This window comes from Dorea sp. Marseille-P4042, from assembly GCF_900290215.1.
GTDB lineage: Bacteria > Bacillota > Clostridia > Lachnospirales > Lachnospiraceae > Dorea > Dorea formicigenerans.
In genome coordinates this window covers 1276267-1291515 of record NZ_OLMI01000002.1, presented here as the reverse complement: position 1 = coordinate 1291515, position 15249 = coordinate 1276267, and the positions used below count along the sequence as shown (strand labels likewise).

Annotated in this window: 10 protein-coding genes; 5 read left to right on the top strand and 5 right to left on the bottom strand. The window is 42.8% G+C overall.

Translation table 11 applies throughout. From position 1 onward, the window contains the following. Nucleotides 1-16 precede the first annotated feature (16 nt). The 5 genes from fdhF to mobB all read right to left on the bottom strand — a co-directional run bounded on the left by fdhF (nt 17) and on the right by mobB (nt 7815). Nucleotides 17-2728 carry a formate dehydrogenase subunit alpha gene (gene fdhF / locus C7E02_RS11860; protein WP_105309662.1) on the bottom strand — a complete coding sequence of 904 codons (2712 nt, stop codon included), beginning with the start codon at nt 2726-2728 and terminating at the stop codon, nt 17-19. Next, nucleotides 2725-4560: an NAD(P)-binding protein gene (locus tag C7E02_RS11855; RefSeq protein WP_105309661.1), complete on the bottom strand. Its 1836-nt coding sequence runs from the start codon at nt 4558-4560 to the stop codon at nt 2725-2727. The genes fdhF and C7E02_RS11855 overlap by 4 nt, the downstream gene beginning before the upstream one ends. Nucleotides 4561-4592: 32 nt before the next feature. Continuing rightward, complete coding sequence (locus tag C7E02_RS11850) at nt 4593-5405, bottom strand: formate/nitrite transporter family protein (protein ID WP_105309660.1); 813 nt, start codon at nt 5403-5405, stop codon at nt 4593-4595. Nucleotides 5406-5492: 87 nt separating this feature from the next. Next, nucleotides 5493-6707, bottom strand: coding sequence for a molybdopterin molybdotransferase MoeA (locus C7E02_RS11845; protein WP_105309659.1), 1215 nt, complete (start codon nt 6705-6707; stop codon nt 5493-5495). 34 nt (nt 6708-6741) lie between these two features. Continuing rightward, nucleotides 6742-7815, bottom strand: coding sequence for a molybdopterin-guanine dinucleotide biosynthesis protein B (gene mobB / locus C7E02_RS11840; protein ID WP_105309658.1), 1074 nt, complete (start codon nt 7813-7815; stop codon nt 6742-6744). Between the two features lie 337 nt (nt 7816-8152). On the opposite strand from mobB, the gene C7E02_RS11835 reads away from it, so the two are divergent. The 5 genes from C7E02_RS11835 to C7E02_RS11815 all read left to right on the top strand — a co-directional run bounded on the left by C7E02_RS11835 (nt 8153) and on the right by C7E02_RS11815 (nt 15045). After that, a complete protein-coding gene (locus C7E02_RS11835) occupies nt 8153-9985 on the top strand; it encodes an NAD(P)-binding protein (RefSeq protein ID WP_005332310.1) in 1833 nt (610 codons plus the stop codon). After that, nucleotides 9979-11712: a [FeFe] hydrogenase, group A gene (locus C7E02_RS11830; RefSeq protein WP_105309657.1), complete on the top strand. Its 1734-nt coding sequence runs from the start codon at nt 9979-9981 to the stop codon at nt 11710-11712. Before C7E02_RS11835 ends, C7E02_RS11830 begins: the two co-directional genes overlap by 7 nt. Nucleotides 11713-12224: 512 nt before the next feature. Then, complete coding sequence (locus C7E02_RS11825; protein WP_105309846.1) at nt 12225-12863, top strand: bifunctional 4-hydroxy-2-oxoglutarate aldolase/2-dehydro-3-deoxy-phosphogluconate aldolase; 639 nt, start codon at nt 12225-12227, stop codon at nt 12861-12863. A 4-nt stretch (nt 12864-12867) separates the two neighbouring features. Then, a complete protein-coding gene (locus C7E02_RS11820; protein ID WP_105309656.1) occupies nt 12868-13893 on the top strand; it encodes a sugar kinase in 1026 nt (341 codons plus the stop codon). 165 nt (nt 13894-14058) lie between these two features. Then, nucleotides 14059-15045, top strand: a complete 987-nt coding sequence (locus C7E02_RS11815; protein ID WP_105309655.1) for a tyrosine-type recombinase/integrase — start codon at nt 14059-14061, stop codon at nt 15043-15045. Nucleotides 15046-15249: the final 204 nt, after the last annotated feature.

Sequence of the window (15249 nt, the reverse complement as noted above, 5' to 3'; positions counted from 1 at the left end):
TCTTATTTACATTTATTTACGCTGTAATCTTCTCAACTTTAACCGTACATACTTTGTACTCCGGTGTACTTGAGATGGAATCCAGGGCATCGCTTGTCAGCCAGTTTGCTCCACCTTCGATATAGTGGAAAGGCATCCAGCATTCACCAGGATTTGTCTTGTAGGATACGGTAGCTTTTGCCTGAATCGTTCCACGTCTGGAAGAAATGGAAACCATCTCTCCGTCTTCAACGCCAAGCTTTTGTGCATCTTCTGTGTTTAACTCGATAAAGGACTCACTGGCAATCTGATTGATTCCTTCTGTCTTATCAGTCATAGCACATGCATTGTAATGATAGAGAATACGTCCTGTCATCATGATCAGAGGATACTCCTCATCTGGAAGCTCCATAGAAGGTGTGTATGCAGCTGGTCTGAAATATCCAAGACCTCTTGCAAATTTTCCTACGTGCATAATTGGTGTTCCAGGGTGATCTTTTGATGTACATGGCCACTGAAGTCCCTGTCCGTTTACTTCTTCGCTGTCCAGCCTCTCATGGCTGATACCGGCAAATGAAGGAGTTACAGATGCAATTTCATCCATAATCTGTGCAGGTGTCAGATGAGGCTGTGGATAGCCCATACGACGCATGATCTCAGTGAAGATCCAAGTATCAGGCTTCGTATCACCTTCAATCTCTACGGCCTTTCTGACGCGCTGTACACGTCTCTCTGTATTAGAGAAGGTTCCTTCTTTTTCAGCATAAGAACGTCCTGGAAGAATAACATCAGCAAGTTTTGCAGTCTCAGTCATGAACAGCTCATCAATTGCGAAGAAGTCCAGTGACTCAAGAGATTTTATTACGTGATGTGTATTCGGATCTGTTCTGACCGGATCCTCTCCGAAGATAAACAATCCTTTAATATCTCCACTGATCATCTTAGGGAAGCAGTCCGTAGCTTTTGTACCAATATTCGGATTCAGCTTCGTATCCCATGCTTTTTCAAATTTCTCAAGAACTCCCGGTTTGTCGATGTTCTGATATCCGCTGAACTGGGTCGGCGAAGCACCCATATCGCAGGCTCCCTGTACATTGTTCTGACCACGGATTGGGTTAACACCGCATCCAGGTTTTCCAAGTTTACCAACCATCATAGCCATGTTAGAAATGGACATAACACCTTCTGTACCAGTATGATGCTCTGTAACACCAAGACAGTACATAATTGGAGCCCGATCAGCTTTTGCGTAAATACGTGCAGCTTCTCTCAACATATCTGCATCGATCTGACAGATCTCTGCTACTTTTTCAGGTGTATAATCTTTGACCATTTCTTTCATAGCTTCGAAGTTCTCTGTACGGTCTTCGATGAATTTGTGGTCGATTAAGTCTTCTTCAATGAAGATATGCATCATACCATTTGCAAACGCCACGTTTGTACCTGGTTTTAATTTCAAATGGATATCAGCATCTTTACACAGGTCGATATCACGTGGGTCAACTACGATGAGTTTAGCACCGCGCTGTACGGCCTGACGAACCTGCATTCCGATAACCGGATGTGCATGTTCCGGGTTAGATCCTACAAGGAGGATAGCATCAGATTCATGAGTAATATCATAAATAGTATTTGTCATAGCTCCTGAGCCAAGTGTGGTTGCCAATCCGGCAACAGTAGGAGAATGTCAAACGCGCGCGCAGTTATCGGTATTGTTGCTCTTAAACGCTGTTCTTACCATTTTCTGAAGCATGTAAATGTCTTCGTTGGTAGAACGAGAGCAGGCAAATCCGGCCAGCGCCTCACCTCCATATTGATTTCTGATTTCTGAGAATTTGGAAGCTACGAGATTTAAAGCCTCATCCCATGTAGCACGCTCAAATTCACCAGTTTCTTTGTTCTTAATTAATGGATAACGGATTCTTGCATCACAGTCTATGAAGTCGAAAGAAGCACTACGTCCTTTGACACAGAGCAGATTGTGGTTGGAAGGACCGTCTGCACCCTGCACGTCTACGATTTTGCCGTCTTTTATGTACAGATCCATCTGACAGCCTGTAGCACAGTGCGGACAGGTTGTGCGGACTTTCTTAACTTCCCATTCACGATAATTTTTTCTTCTCTTAATCGTAAGAGCACCTGTAGGACAAGCCTGAGCACAGTTTCCACAAGACTCGCATAAGGAATTCTCCCAGCCTTCGCCGAACGGTACTTTTACATACACACGTGCACCGTTTCTCTCAAGAGAAAGAGCATGTCTTCCGGTCGCATTTGCACAAGTGCTGATACAACGCTGGCACTGGATACAAAGACCAGGGTCATAGGAGAGGAATGGATGAGCGTCAAATGGCTCATGCTGTACATCTCCGTGTGATGATTTAAAGTTTGGCACATCAATACCATATTCGCGTGCCATAGCCTGAAGCTCACAGGCACCATTTTTAATACATTTGAAACAGTTTGTTTTATGCTCAGCCATCAAGAGATGGAGAGTGTTCTTTCTGGATTCGATAACAGCTGGGCTGTCTGTTGTAATGTTCATGCCCGCTTTTACTTTTGTGTTGCAGGCAGTTACAAGTTTATTCATGCCTTCTACTTCTACGACACAGATACGACAGGAACCAATTTCATTAATTTTTTCCAGGAAGCAAAGTGTAGGAATATGGATTCCATGCTCCCTTGCGGCGCTTAAGATTGACTGACCTTCTTTTGCTTCAATCTGTACGCCATCGATTGTCAGATTAATCATAAGTCTCTACCTCCTACCATAGCTCCACATCCGAAGTGGTCACAACGCAGACAGCGACATGCTTCCTGCATAGCTTCTTCATGTGTTAAGAACTCTTCTACGTGTTCGAAATCTTTCTTGCGGATATTTGCCGGGCGCTCACCAATCTCTGTACGTCCCATAAGATCACGCATATTTTCTTTTGGTTCCGGTACAACAGCTTCACAAGTAAGTGTGTGGTGGTAACCAAGATATTCATCAATATTGTGTGCAGCTACTTTTCCGGCAGCGATTGCACGAATTACAGTAGATGGACCAGTTGCACAGTCTCCGCCGGTGAATACACCAGGGATTTCTTTTACTTCTGTGTCAAGTCCGGCCTGAAGGATATTCCATTTTGCAGGGATACCAAACTCTTCAAATGGAGCGGATACAATATCCTGTCCAACTGCGATCATAATAACATCTGCTTTGAATTCCTGTTTTTCTTTTGCAGCATCCTTTGGTGCCGGTCTGGATCCGCGGTAAGCACTAATCATCTGTGGTTGTGTGATCAGAGATTTACAGTTACCATTTTCATCTTTTGTAATCTCGACCGGAGCCTGCAGTGTTACAAGTGCGATTCCTTCCATAACTGCGGATTCAATCTCGGATTCCAGGGCAGTCATGTCTTTCTGACGACGACGGTAAATGATAGATACTTCTTCTGCGTTACATCTGACAGCACTTCTTGCACAGTCCATAGCAACGTTACCACCACCGATAACAACAACACTTTTGCCAGTGTAATCAGGAAGATTTCCATTTCCAATCTGATCCAGAATATCTACAGCAGATACAACATTTCCGGCGTCAGCACCTTCAATACGAAGTGTCTTACCTGTCTGAGCACCAATTCCAACAAAAATTGCATCATGTTTCTCGTAAATATCTTTGACAGGAATATCTTTTCCGATTGTTGTGTTGTATGTAACATGGATATCACCGCTATTTAAAATCGCACGGATATCTTCATCTAGACGATCTTTCGGAAAACGGTAATTCGGAATTCCATAACGGAGCATTCCGCCAAGTTTGTCATGCGTTTCATATATTTCAATCTTATGTCCCATAAGAGCTAAGAAGTATGCTGCAGTTAGTCCTGCAGGACCACCACCAATGACACCGATGGATTTTCCTGTAGAAGGATTCGGTTTTGGTGTAGCAACTTTGTCGGCTGGCATCATATCAACTGCATATTTTTTCAGTGCACGGATGTTGATCGGTGACTCCAGCATCTTTCTTCTGCAACGCTCCTCACAAGGATGCTCACAGACCATAGCACAGGCTGTCGGGAACGGATTGTCTTTACGGATCAGATTAATTGCTCCGGCGTAATCCTCTTCACCAACTAATGCGATATATCCAGGAATATTTACATGTGCGGGACATAAGGAGATACAAGGTACCTTCTGTCCGATGGATTCCAGACATTTTTTATTTTCAATGTGGCTCTGATATTCGTCTGCAAACAGGTCTAATCCTTTTAAGACCTCATCAGCGGCATTCCAACCGATGGCACAGTCAGCAGATGAACGGATCATCGTAGCCATCATACGGATGTTATCCAAAGTTTTTCCTGTTGCACGTCCATCTAACACTTTCTGCATCAGACGCGCTACAAGTGGAAGACCGTCGCGGCACGGAACACATTTTCCACAAGTCTGGTTTGCAGCCGTACGCAGCATAGAAATCTGCATAGTGATCGGGCAGCTTCCAGGAGGATAAACCTCAACTTTATGAGAAAAATGTCGTGCGATTTCATTCATTTTCACGTCATAACCTGACGGATCAGCAAGATATAATTTGCTCATAATTTTCCCTTTCTAAATTCAATAAAGATTTTTTAGTCGTCTTTTAAGTAAACGAACCAGTAGGCAAGACCTACCAAAACTACTCCGCCGATAATGTTCCCCAACGTTACCGGAAGAAGATTTTTGGTGAACATAGCTCCCCATGTAAGGCCAGATACGTCAGCGCCGGCAGCAGTTGCAGCTTCAAGATAGGCTGCATTTCCCTTAGCAAAAATACCGGCAGCAATATAGTACATATTGGCTACGCTATGCTCGAATCCACATAAAACGAACATCATGATTGGAAAGAACAATCCGATGATCTTGGAAGACACCTGCTTGGCAGCAAATGAAATCCATACAGCGATACATACAAGGAAATTACATGCAATTCCGCGAAGAAATGCATCGCCAAAGGAGAGTGATACCTTACCGGCAGCAGTGCTGATCATAGAAGCAGCAAGACCGTTGTTAAAAAGACCGGCCTGATGGCTGAATACACAGATTGCAGCAACACCAATTCCACCGACCATATTGCCAAGGTATACAACTACCCAGTTCTTCAGCATTCCGCCAAGAGTAATCTCTTTTTTGCAGAGCGGAATAACCAGAAGACAATTACCTGTGAACAGTTCACTTCCAGCGAGGAGTACCATAGTCAGTCCTCCTGGGAAGATGCATGCTCCAAGAAACTTGCCTGCAGATGCCAGCGGAATAGATACAGCGACTGCAGTAGAAGCAACGCCTCCAAATGCGATAAAGATTCCGGCCAGTATTCCAAGAACGAACATCTTGGCGACAGGAGTGTTTACCTTCCCCTTTCCGATAGCAATATAATTGTTAGCAATTTCTTTTGGTGAATTCATAACAAATTCCTCCCTTCCCCTAAAATTTTATTTCTAATATATATGATGCCGGCAAAAAGTTACGTAAAAACATCGTTTGCCCTGATATCATAATATATAGACTTCAAGCTTGTCGCCTGCCGCAAGAGGTTTACTTCCGGCAGGAATGATGGCCAGCAGATCACAATCGCTCATGGAAGAAACAGAACCATTGTGCTGGTTGCTAAGTGGGGTGAAATATAACATACCATTTTTGAAATCTGAATGACCTTTTAAAATTCTAGTCACAGGACTTGATTTTTTAAAATCAACCCCAAGATAAGCAGTTGCCTGTGAAAATGTGATGTCAGATCTTCCCGAGAGTTTTCTCATAAATGGAAAGCCGACACACAACAGACCTGTTGCGGCAGCACCCGGATTACCGGATAAGCCCAGAATGACTTTTCCGTCTTTAAATGCTCCAAGCATTGCACCGCCCGGTTTGAATTTTAACCGGTGGAAGAGAAGGTCGCCCCCAATACGACGTATCACTTCCGGCATATAGTCGAAATCACCGGCAGATACACCGCCTGTCGTGATTACGATATCATTGGTCTTGAGGGCTTCAAGTACGGCCCGACACAGGGAATCCAGATCATCACTGACCGTGTTAAGGTAGTTGGCAGTCATATGATGTTTTTGAATGTAACCGCCTAAAAGATATGGATTCGTGTTATAAATCTTACCGTATTCTAAAGGGGAACCCGTATTCAAAAGTTCGCTTCCGGTACTGATAAGCCCGATGGAGAGCTTTTTATAGACCCCAATTTCAGCAATCCCCTGTCCGGCAATCAGTGCCAGGTCAGAAGCGGTAAGTATTTTGCCTTTTGGAACAAGCAAAGTTCCAGCTTTAACATCTTCCCCAGGTGGAATGATGTTTGCGGAGGTAACGGGCGCCGTTAAGGTAACGGTATTCTCAGTAAAGGAAGTGCGCTCATGCATGATAATGGCATCGACACCTTCCGGAACCGGTGCGCCGGTCATGATCCGTGCAGCTTTTCCTTCTGTGATTGGATAGGTTGGAACACTTCCGGCAGGAATTACCTCGGTAACGTCTAAAGTCACGGGATGTTCCGGTGAAGCAGCGGCTGTGTCAGCCTGACGAAGTGCATATCCATCATATGCGCTTTTGGCAAAAGAAGGCACCGGAATTTTAGCTGTAATATCTTCTGCAATAATTCGTTCAAAAGCATCTTGTAGTAAAATGTGTTCTATCGTCTGAGTTTCTGGTTTTGCCAGATTCAGGAGACAGTCAGATGCTTCTTTTAAAGTCTGAATGTTCATATGTATGTTTTCCTTATATAAATGTATCGATTATTTATAAATGTTTTAAATCTCCGTTATGATAATGTTGTAATATACAGTCAGCGATAGCTTCGATATTATCCCGACAATAAACGGGTGTATCTTGTATCAACTGTTCGGTTGAAAAATCAGCAGTGATATAGGAGATACAATTAGAAGCAGAAGCGAGTAAGCTGTTATTTTGTTCATCACTTCCAGTCAATAATATAAGCTTTGGATAATCGCTCCATTTGAAGCCTTCTAAAAGAATAAGATCAGCATCGCCGACAAGCTCCGCAATTGCAGATTCCTGTAAAGGTTCCCGTTTTACAACTAAGTATTTGTCGTTATCATAGACGATGGAAGCACTCACGCCTGCCTGCCAGAACCGATAACTGTCTGTTCCGGGAGAATCAGGTTCGAAAGAATGTCCGTCATGTTTGACTGTGGCGACCTTAAGTCCCCGGTGGATCAGCTCTGGGATCAATCGTTCCATTAAAGTGGTTTTTCCGGAGTTTTTAAATCCGGAAATGGCCAGGCAGCTTTTTGCAGTCAGCTTTTGGTATTCCTCTGGTGTATTGATATTCTGTAGCTGCCAGGAATCTTCTTCTACGTGATAAAAATGAACCTTTAAGTTGTTCAAAGCATCCATGATCCGAAGATTTCCATTATCTAAGCACCTCTTTAGTACAGGGGTGCAGCTTTTGCGATAAATACCACACAGGGGGTGGATCCGATCATCCGCCGTGACACAGATAAGTGCATCCGTATCAGAATGCTTCATGACTTCCTGAAGGTGATGAGCCAGTGTTCCGGAAAAAAGAGGAACGTCACAGGGAAGAACGAGCAGCGCATCCGACTCGCAGACAGACAAGGCACTGTAAAGTCCGCTCATAGGACCGCAATCTGAATATCGGTCATCAATCATTGAATAAGGGATTTCCGGATGCCGGGCGGCATCATCGACTGAAACCAGAATCTCAGGAAAATCGCGTAGTTCAAAAATCAGTTTGTCGAGAAATGTTGTTCCATTCAGTCTCAGAGAGGATTTCCGATATCCCATCCGACGGCTTTTTCCTCCTGCCAGTATCAGGCAGCCTGTGTTCATCTGTATCACCTCGTGTTGTATTTATCTATAAACAAGCGCGCTTATAGGCGTTTCTTTCGGTTAATTATAGCATTTGAAATTTAAAACCACAAGGAAAGATATATGTTTCACAGGATTGATAAAATTGGGACGGGTTTTAAATGAAACTAACTAAATTATATTTTAGAAAATATAAGGACGTTTATAAAAAGAAACTATAGAAAAGACGCTGATATTGATAAAAAAATAGCATTGTGACTAATTTGGATAAAAGTATTTACAAAATTTTATCCAAATGTTACAATATGACCGTTACTTATTCTAAAAACAATCGGTAGAGAGGGAAGGAATAAAAAAAATGAGTAGATTAACGATCGATACTCCTAGCAGGGCAGACCTTGTTATGGAGCAGCTCTACAAGGATCTTGAGCGCAGAATCGAATCAAGCCCACCGGGATTATGTCCAGTAGACTTGTCTCGCGCATTTTTGGAGTTATGCCATGCTCAGACTTGTGGAAAATGTGTACCTTGCCGTGTCGGTCTTGGTCAGTTGAATCACCTGATCAGAAAGGTACTGAACGGCAACGCAACAATGGAGACACTTGATACTATGGAGCAGACAGCAAAGTCTATTATGGAGTCTGCCGACTGTGCGATTGGATATGAGGCAGCGCATATGGTATATAAGGGACTGATCGGATATCGCGATGATTATATCGAGCATATCAAGAACGGACGCTGTACCTGTACATATAATCAGCCGGTACCATGTGTATCCTTATGTCCTGCACATGTTGATATTCCAGGATATGTAGCGTTAGTTGGGGAAGGACGCTATGCAGATGCAATCCGTCTGATCCGTAAGGATAATCCATTCCCGACAACATGTGGATTTATCTGTGAGCATCCATGTGAGGCAAGATGCCGTCGTAACATGATTGATGATTCTATTAATATCCGTGGCCTGAAACGAGTGGCAGCAGACTTTGCAGGGGAAGTAGAGCCGCCAAAATGTGCACCAGGCACAGGTAAGAAAATTGCTGTATTAGGAGGAGGCCCGGGAGGACTCAGTGCAGCTTATTATCTGCAGCTTATGGGACATCAGACAACGGTATATGAGATGCTTCCAAAGCTTGGAGGTATGCTCCGCTATGGGATTCCGAACTACAGACTTCCGAAAGACCGTCTGGACGAGGATATCAATGCAATCTTAAAGACAGGAGTAGAAGTAAAATACGGTCTTAAGATCGGTGAAGATATTACAATCCAACAGCTTCGCAGTGAGTACGATGCTGTTCTGATTACAATTGGAGCAAGTACAGATAAGAAACTTGGACTGGAAGGCGAAGATGCAGACGGAGTCATCTCAGCAGTACAGTTCTTAAGAGATGTAGGAAAAGACGAAGCACTTGACCTGACTGGAAAAGAAGTCGCAGTTGTCGGTGGTGGTAATGTATCTATGGATGCAGTCCGTACAGCCAAAAGACTGGGTGCTAAGAAAGTCAGCATTGTATATAGAAGAAGAGTTGCAGATATGACAGCTCTTCCGGCAGAGATTGAAGGAGCAATTGCAGAGGGAATTGAAGTACAGACTCTGAAGGCCCCGGCATCTCTGGATATTGATGAAAATCATCACATTAAAGGAATGTATGTTACACCGCAGATGATCAGTGAGATCAAAGGCGGACGTGCAAGCGTAAAAGCAACAGGAGAGCCAGATCAGTATATTCCATGTGATATCCTTGTTGTGGCAATTGGTCAGAATATTGAGACAGATCATTTCGCAGAAGCAGGAATTCCGGTAGAGCGTGGTAAGATCGTGACAACTGCAGGAGGAGATTTCCTGGATATGCCAGGTGTATTTGCAGGAGGAGACTGTGCAAGTGGTCCGGCTACTGTGATCAAAGCGATTGCAGCAGCAAAAGTTGTAGCTGCCAACATTGATGAATATCTTGGATATCATCATGAGATTTCCTGTGATGTAGAGATTCCGAAAGCAAGCCTTCATGACAGAGTACCTTGCGGACGTGCAGAACTTACAGAGCGCGAGGCATGTGAGAGAGTCTGTGATTTTGAAGGAGTGGAGAACTGCATGACCGAAAAAGAAGCAAAACAGGAAGCCTGCCGCTGTCTGCGCTGCGATCATTTCGGATATGGAATATTTAAAGGAGGCAGAGAAAAATTATGGTAAATCTTACAATAGATGGAAGACAGATTTCAGTAGAAGAGAATACCACAATTATGGAAGCTGCCAGATCCGTTGGTATTCAGATTCCGAGCCTTTGTTATCTCAAAGGCATCAATGAAATAGGCGCCTGTCGCGTGTGTGTGGTAGAGCTGGAAGGAAAAGACAGACTGATCACCGCCTGCAATAATATTTGCGAGGAAGGTATGGTCATTTATACAAATAGTCCGAAAGTCAGAAAGGACAGACGTACAACAGTAGAACTGATTCTTTCTGAGCACGACTGTCAGTGTGTAACTTGTATGAGAAGCGGCAACTGCAGTCTTCAGAAAATTGCAAATGATCTGGATATTTTAGAACTTCCATTTCATCAGTATCTGGAACACCAGCCATGGGATAAAACATTTCCACTGATTCGTGATTCTGCAAAATGTATCAAATGTATGCGTTGCGTGCAGGTGTGTGACAAGGTTCAGGGGCTTGGTGTCTGGGATGTAGAAGGAACCGGTTATCACACAACAGTTAATGTGTCAGGTCATAATTCTATCCGAGAGGCAGATTGTGCACTTTGTGGTCAGTGCATTACACATTGTCCTGTCGGAGCACTTCGCGAGAGAAGTGATACGAATGAAGTATGGAAAGCAATTGAAGATCCGGATAAGATCGTGGTTGCTCAGGTAGCACCTGCTGTCCGCACAGCATGGGGAGAGGAACTCGGACTGGCACCGGAAGATGCAACAGTTGGAAAAATCATAGATGCCCTTAAGAAAATGGGAATAAACTATGTATTTGATACAACATTTTCTGCGGATCTTACGATTATGGAAGAGGGAAATGAATTTGTAAAGAGATTTACAAGTGGTGAATTAAAAGACCGACCGATGTTCACTTCCTGCTGCCCGGGATGGGTGCGCTTTATTAAGAGTCAGTTCCCACATCTGGTAAAATATCTGTCTTCCGCAAAATCACCACAGCAGATGTTCGGTGCAGTTATGAAGACATATTTTGCAGAGAAGCTGGGCGTAAGTCCGGAGAAGATCTATACTGTATCTGTTATGCCATGCGTGGCTAAGAAGTCAGAGCGTGAGATGGATCTTTATTATGAAGAATATGCAGGACATGATATTGATGCAGTTATCACCACACGTGAGCTGATTCGAATGATCCGTTCTGCACATATCAGCCCACAGACACTGGCGGATGTTGAGAGTGACCGCCCGATGCATGAGGGAACCGGAGCCGGAGTCATCTTCGGTGCAACCGGTGGAGTTATGGAGGCGGCACTTCGGTCTGCTTACTATATCATCAAAGGTGAGAATCCGCCGGCAGAGGCATTTACAGCAGTCAGAAGCCAGGGATTCAATGAAAATGACGGCGTTCAGGAAGCAAATTTCCAGATTAATGATATTACAGTGAGAACTGCAGTAGTCAGCGGACTTGGAAATACAAGAGAATTGATTCGCAAGATCGAATCCGGTGTAGTGCACTATGACTTTGTAGAAGTTATGGCATGTCCGGGAGGATGCGTCGGTGGTGGCGGACAGCCGATCCACGACGGCGAAGAGCGCGCATTTGAACGTGGAAAGAACCTGTATTATCTGGATCGCAATGCGAACCTTAGATTCTCTCATGAGAATCCAGATGTCATTCAGATGTACAAAGAGTACTTTGAGGCACCGATGTCTCACAAAGCTCACATGCTTCTGCATACTGAGCATAAGAAAAATATGTAGAAAAATGCGTAAGAAAGACAGGCAGTCTGTGTGTATCATAGTTGGGGGCTTTTGCACCCGACATCATAAAGAAAATGATGGATAAGAGAAGGGGCGTGTGAAAAAACGGAAGTTTTTTCATGCGCCCTTTTTGCATAATGTAGAATTGTATTCAAGAATGCCTCGGCATTCTTGCTGCGAGGTGCGCGTCATGCAATTGCATGACATACTTCTACTGCGCACCTCCGCAATCCTGCCGGAGGCTATATCAGCTGGGGGATTGCCCCCACCACTGATACCAGCTTGTTTCTCACCACCTATAGAGGTGGGAGTCATCTCCCGGCTGATATAGATTTACAAATGAGAACAGGTTGTTTTTACATAAGCTTAGAATTATAATAAAGAGGTAGTTAGAAAACTTGAAATACTCTTGACATTATGCGTCCTTTGAGTATAATCAGAATTAAGAGATTTCATAATATGAAAATAGGTTCCACATAATGAAACTGAAAAAGAAGAAGGAGAAGAAGATCATGAATGAAGTATTAGAGAAGATTCAGAAAATTGGTATTGTACCAGTCGTTGTATTAAATGATGCAAAGGACGCAGAGCCACTTGCAAAAGCTCTTTGCAATGGAGGACTTCCATGTGCAGAGGTTACTTTCCGTACAGATGCAGCAGAGGAGTCAATCCGTATCATGTCTGAGAAATATCCAGAGATGCTTGTTGGAGCCGGAACAGTTCTGACAACAGAGCAGGTAGACCGTGCTGTAGCAGCCGGAGCAAAATTTATCGTAAGCCCAGGACTGAATCCTAAGATTGTAAAATACTGTGTAGAGAAGAATATTCCGGTCACACCAGGAATCTGCACTCCAAGCGAGGCTGAACAGGCAATCGAAAATGGTCTTGAAGTTGTAAAATTCTTCCCGGCAGAGCCAGCAGGCGGACTGAAGATGATCAAAGCTATGGCAGCTCCATACACAGGACTGAAATTCATGCCTACAGGTGGAATCAATGCGACAAATGTAAAAGAATATCTTGCATATGACAAGATTCTTGCATGTGGCGGAAGCTGGATGGTAAAAGGAAGTCTTGTAGAGGCTGGAGAGTTCGACAAGATTGAAACAATGACAAAAGAAGCTGTAGAGATTGTAAAAGAAGTAAGAGGCTAGTCTTATGAAGAAAAAAGCATTTGATCTGCTGACATTAGGAGAGATTCTGCTTCGTCTGTCCCCACCGGACAATGAGCGTATCGTACGTGGAGAGACATTTCAGAAGCAGGTTGGCGGCGCAGAACTTAACGTAGCTTCCGGTGTATCTCTTCTTGGTCTGAGATCCGGTATCATATCAAGAATTCCAGACAGTAGTATCGGTATGTTCGCAAAGAATAAGATCCGATTCTGTGGAGTCAGCGATGATTATCTAGTATACGATACAGGAAAAGATGCAAGATTGGGCGTGTATTACTACGAGAACGGAGCATACCCGAGAAAACCGGGCGTGGTCTATGACAGACAGCATTCGTCCATGACCAGAATTGACATCGATGAATTTGATGACAGTATATATGAATCGACCAGATGCTTTCATACCTCCGGAATTACTCTGGCGCTCAGTGAAGAGTGTCGGAAGACCGGAGTAGAGATGATTAAGAGATTTAAAGAAAAAGGCGCACTCATTTCATTTGACGTGAACTTCCGCCTGAATCTCTGGTCAGGAGAAGAAGCAAGAAAATGTATTGAAGGAATCCTTCCTTATGTAGACATTTTCTTCTGCTCCGAAGACACTGCAAGACTGACATTTGGAAAAGAAGGCAATGTAAAAGAGATCATGGAAAGCTTTGCAGCTGAATATCCAATCTCCGTCATCGCATCCACCCAGCGTACTGTATTAAGTCCAAAGATACATAACTTTACTTCTGTAATTTACGACGCAAAAGCGAAGAAATTCTATGAAGAGAAACCATACGAGAATATCGAAGTTGTAGATCGTATCGGAAGCGGAGATGCTTATTGTTCCGGAGTGCTGTATGGACTTTTGAGAGAAGACGGAGGGTGTGCAAGTGCTCTTCGCTATGGAAATGCCAGCAGTGCAGCCAAGAATACTATCCCAGGTGATATGCCGTCATTGGATCGTGAGGAGATAGAGAATATTATCCATGATCACGAGACAGTCGGATATCATAGTGAGATGAATCGGTAAAATTGAATATATAAACTGTAAGAGAATGTGCTAAATCAGGTACATTCTCTTTTTTTGATATTTGCGCTACGATAAAATGGAGTATAAAGCTTCTGGAATTTGGCATGGAAAATTATAATCCTGAAAATAATAAATTCAAAACTAGCATACGGGAGGTAAATAATTATGGGGAAAATTATGGAGAAATTTACAGATTCAGTTGCACGGAAAATTTGGAATCAAATGGAAGAAGAACAGCGAAAATGTAAGGAGAGTAAAATTCAGACAATTACAGAAAAACAAATTAAAGAATTTGGAGAGAGTCTTTATGAAACGGAACACTCAGATAACACAATTCAAAGATATTGTCAGGAAGTGAGAAAATTCATGGAATTTCTTGATGGAAGGGTACCGGAAAAACAACTTTTCGTGGAATATAGGGACCTGGAAAAGAAACAATATAATGTACGTTCGGTTAATGTTAAGATTTCAGCGATTAATGCATATTTTGTGTGGAGCAAAAGACCAGAATTAAAAATGCATTTCCTTAAGATTCAGAAAAAAGCATTTATCTCAGAGAAAAGGCAACTATCTTCGGAAGAATTTTCAAGACTTCTTACAGTGGCACAGAAAAAGAGTAGTCAGAGATTATATATGCTTTTGCAAGTACTTGTAAGCACGGGAATAAGGATCAGTGAATTGCCTTTTATTACAGTTGAATCCGTGGAACAAGGTGAAGCAGAGATATCGTTGAAAGGAAAAACAAGGTCTGTAAAATTTCAAAATGAACTCCGAAAAAATATATTAGAATATTGCAGAAAAAATAAAATCGAATCAGGATATATATTCCGGACACGGAATGGAAAAGCGGTAGATCGTTCTAATGTTTATCATGAAATGAAGAAATTATGTGAAAAAGCAGGTGTGGAAAAGGAAAAAGTATTTCCGCACAATATGAGACATTTATTTGCGAGGATTTTTTATCATACAGAGCAGAATCTGGCACATCTGGCAGATGTACTTGGACACAGCAGCATCGAAACGACCAGAATATACGTGGCGGAGACGATAGATACTTATGAAAAAATACTGGAGAAAATGAAATTTCCCGTACAAGTTAATAGAAATGGATCAGAAAAACAAAAAGACCACAGAATCTATATTCTGTGGTAAATAAAGCAAACTCTAATACATATAAAAATTTTTAATACTAATAATTTTACCCCTGTATTTAGTAAATGTCAATATATTTACATGAAAATACATCACTTAAATACTGTTAAAATTCCCACAATATAAATTGAAGCATGAAAAATAATCCCTGTCTGTGATGTGACAAACAGAAAGAGGGACTTTTCATGCTTTTTATCTCAGTCG

Bases quoted from the DNA above. Each gene is read 5' to 3' on its own strand.
- C7E02_RS11815 (WP_105309655.1), top strand. From the start codon at position 14,059: ATGGGGAAAATTATGGAGAAATTTACAGATTCAGTTGCACGGAAAATT.
- C7E02_RS11830 (WP_105309657.1), top strand. From the start codon at position 9,979: ATGGTAAATCTTACAATAGATGGAAGACAGATTTCAGTAGAAGAGAAT.
- C7E02_RS11825 (WP_105309846.1), top strand. From the start codon at position 12,225: ATGAATGAAGTATTAGAGAAGATTCAGAAAATTGGTATTGTACCAGTC.
- mobB (WP_105309658.1), bottom strand. From the start codon at position 7,815: ATGAACACAGGCTGCCTGATACTGGCAGGAGGAAAAAGCCGTCGGATG.
- C7E02_RS11835 (WP_005332310.1), top strand. From the start codon at position 8,153: ATGAGTAGATTAACGATCGATACTCCTAGCAGGGCAGACCTTGTTATG.
- C7E02_RS11845 (WP_105309659.1), bottom strand. From the start codon at position 6,707: ATGAACATTCAGACTTTAAAAGAAGCATCTGACTGTCTCCTGAATCTG.
- C7E02_RS11820 (WP_105309656.1), top strand. From the start codon at position 12,868: ATGAAGAAAAAAGCATTTGATCTGCTGACATTAGGAGAGATTCTGCTT.
- C7E02_RS11855 (WP_105309661.1), bottom strand. From the start codon at position 4,560: ATGAGCAAATTATATCTTGCTGATCCGTCAGGTTATGACGTGAAAATG.
- C7E02_RS11850 (WP_105309660.1), bottom strand. From the start codon at position 5,405: ATGAATTCACCAAAAGAAATTGCTAACAATTATATTGCTATCGGAAAG.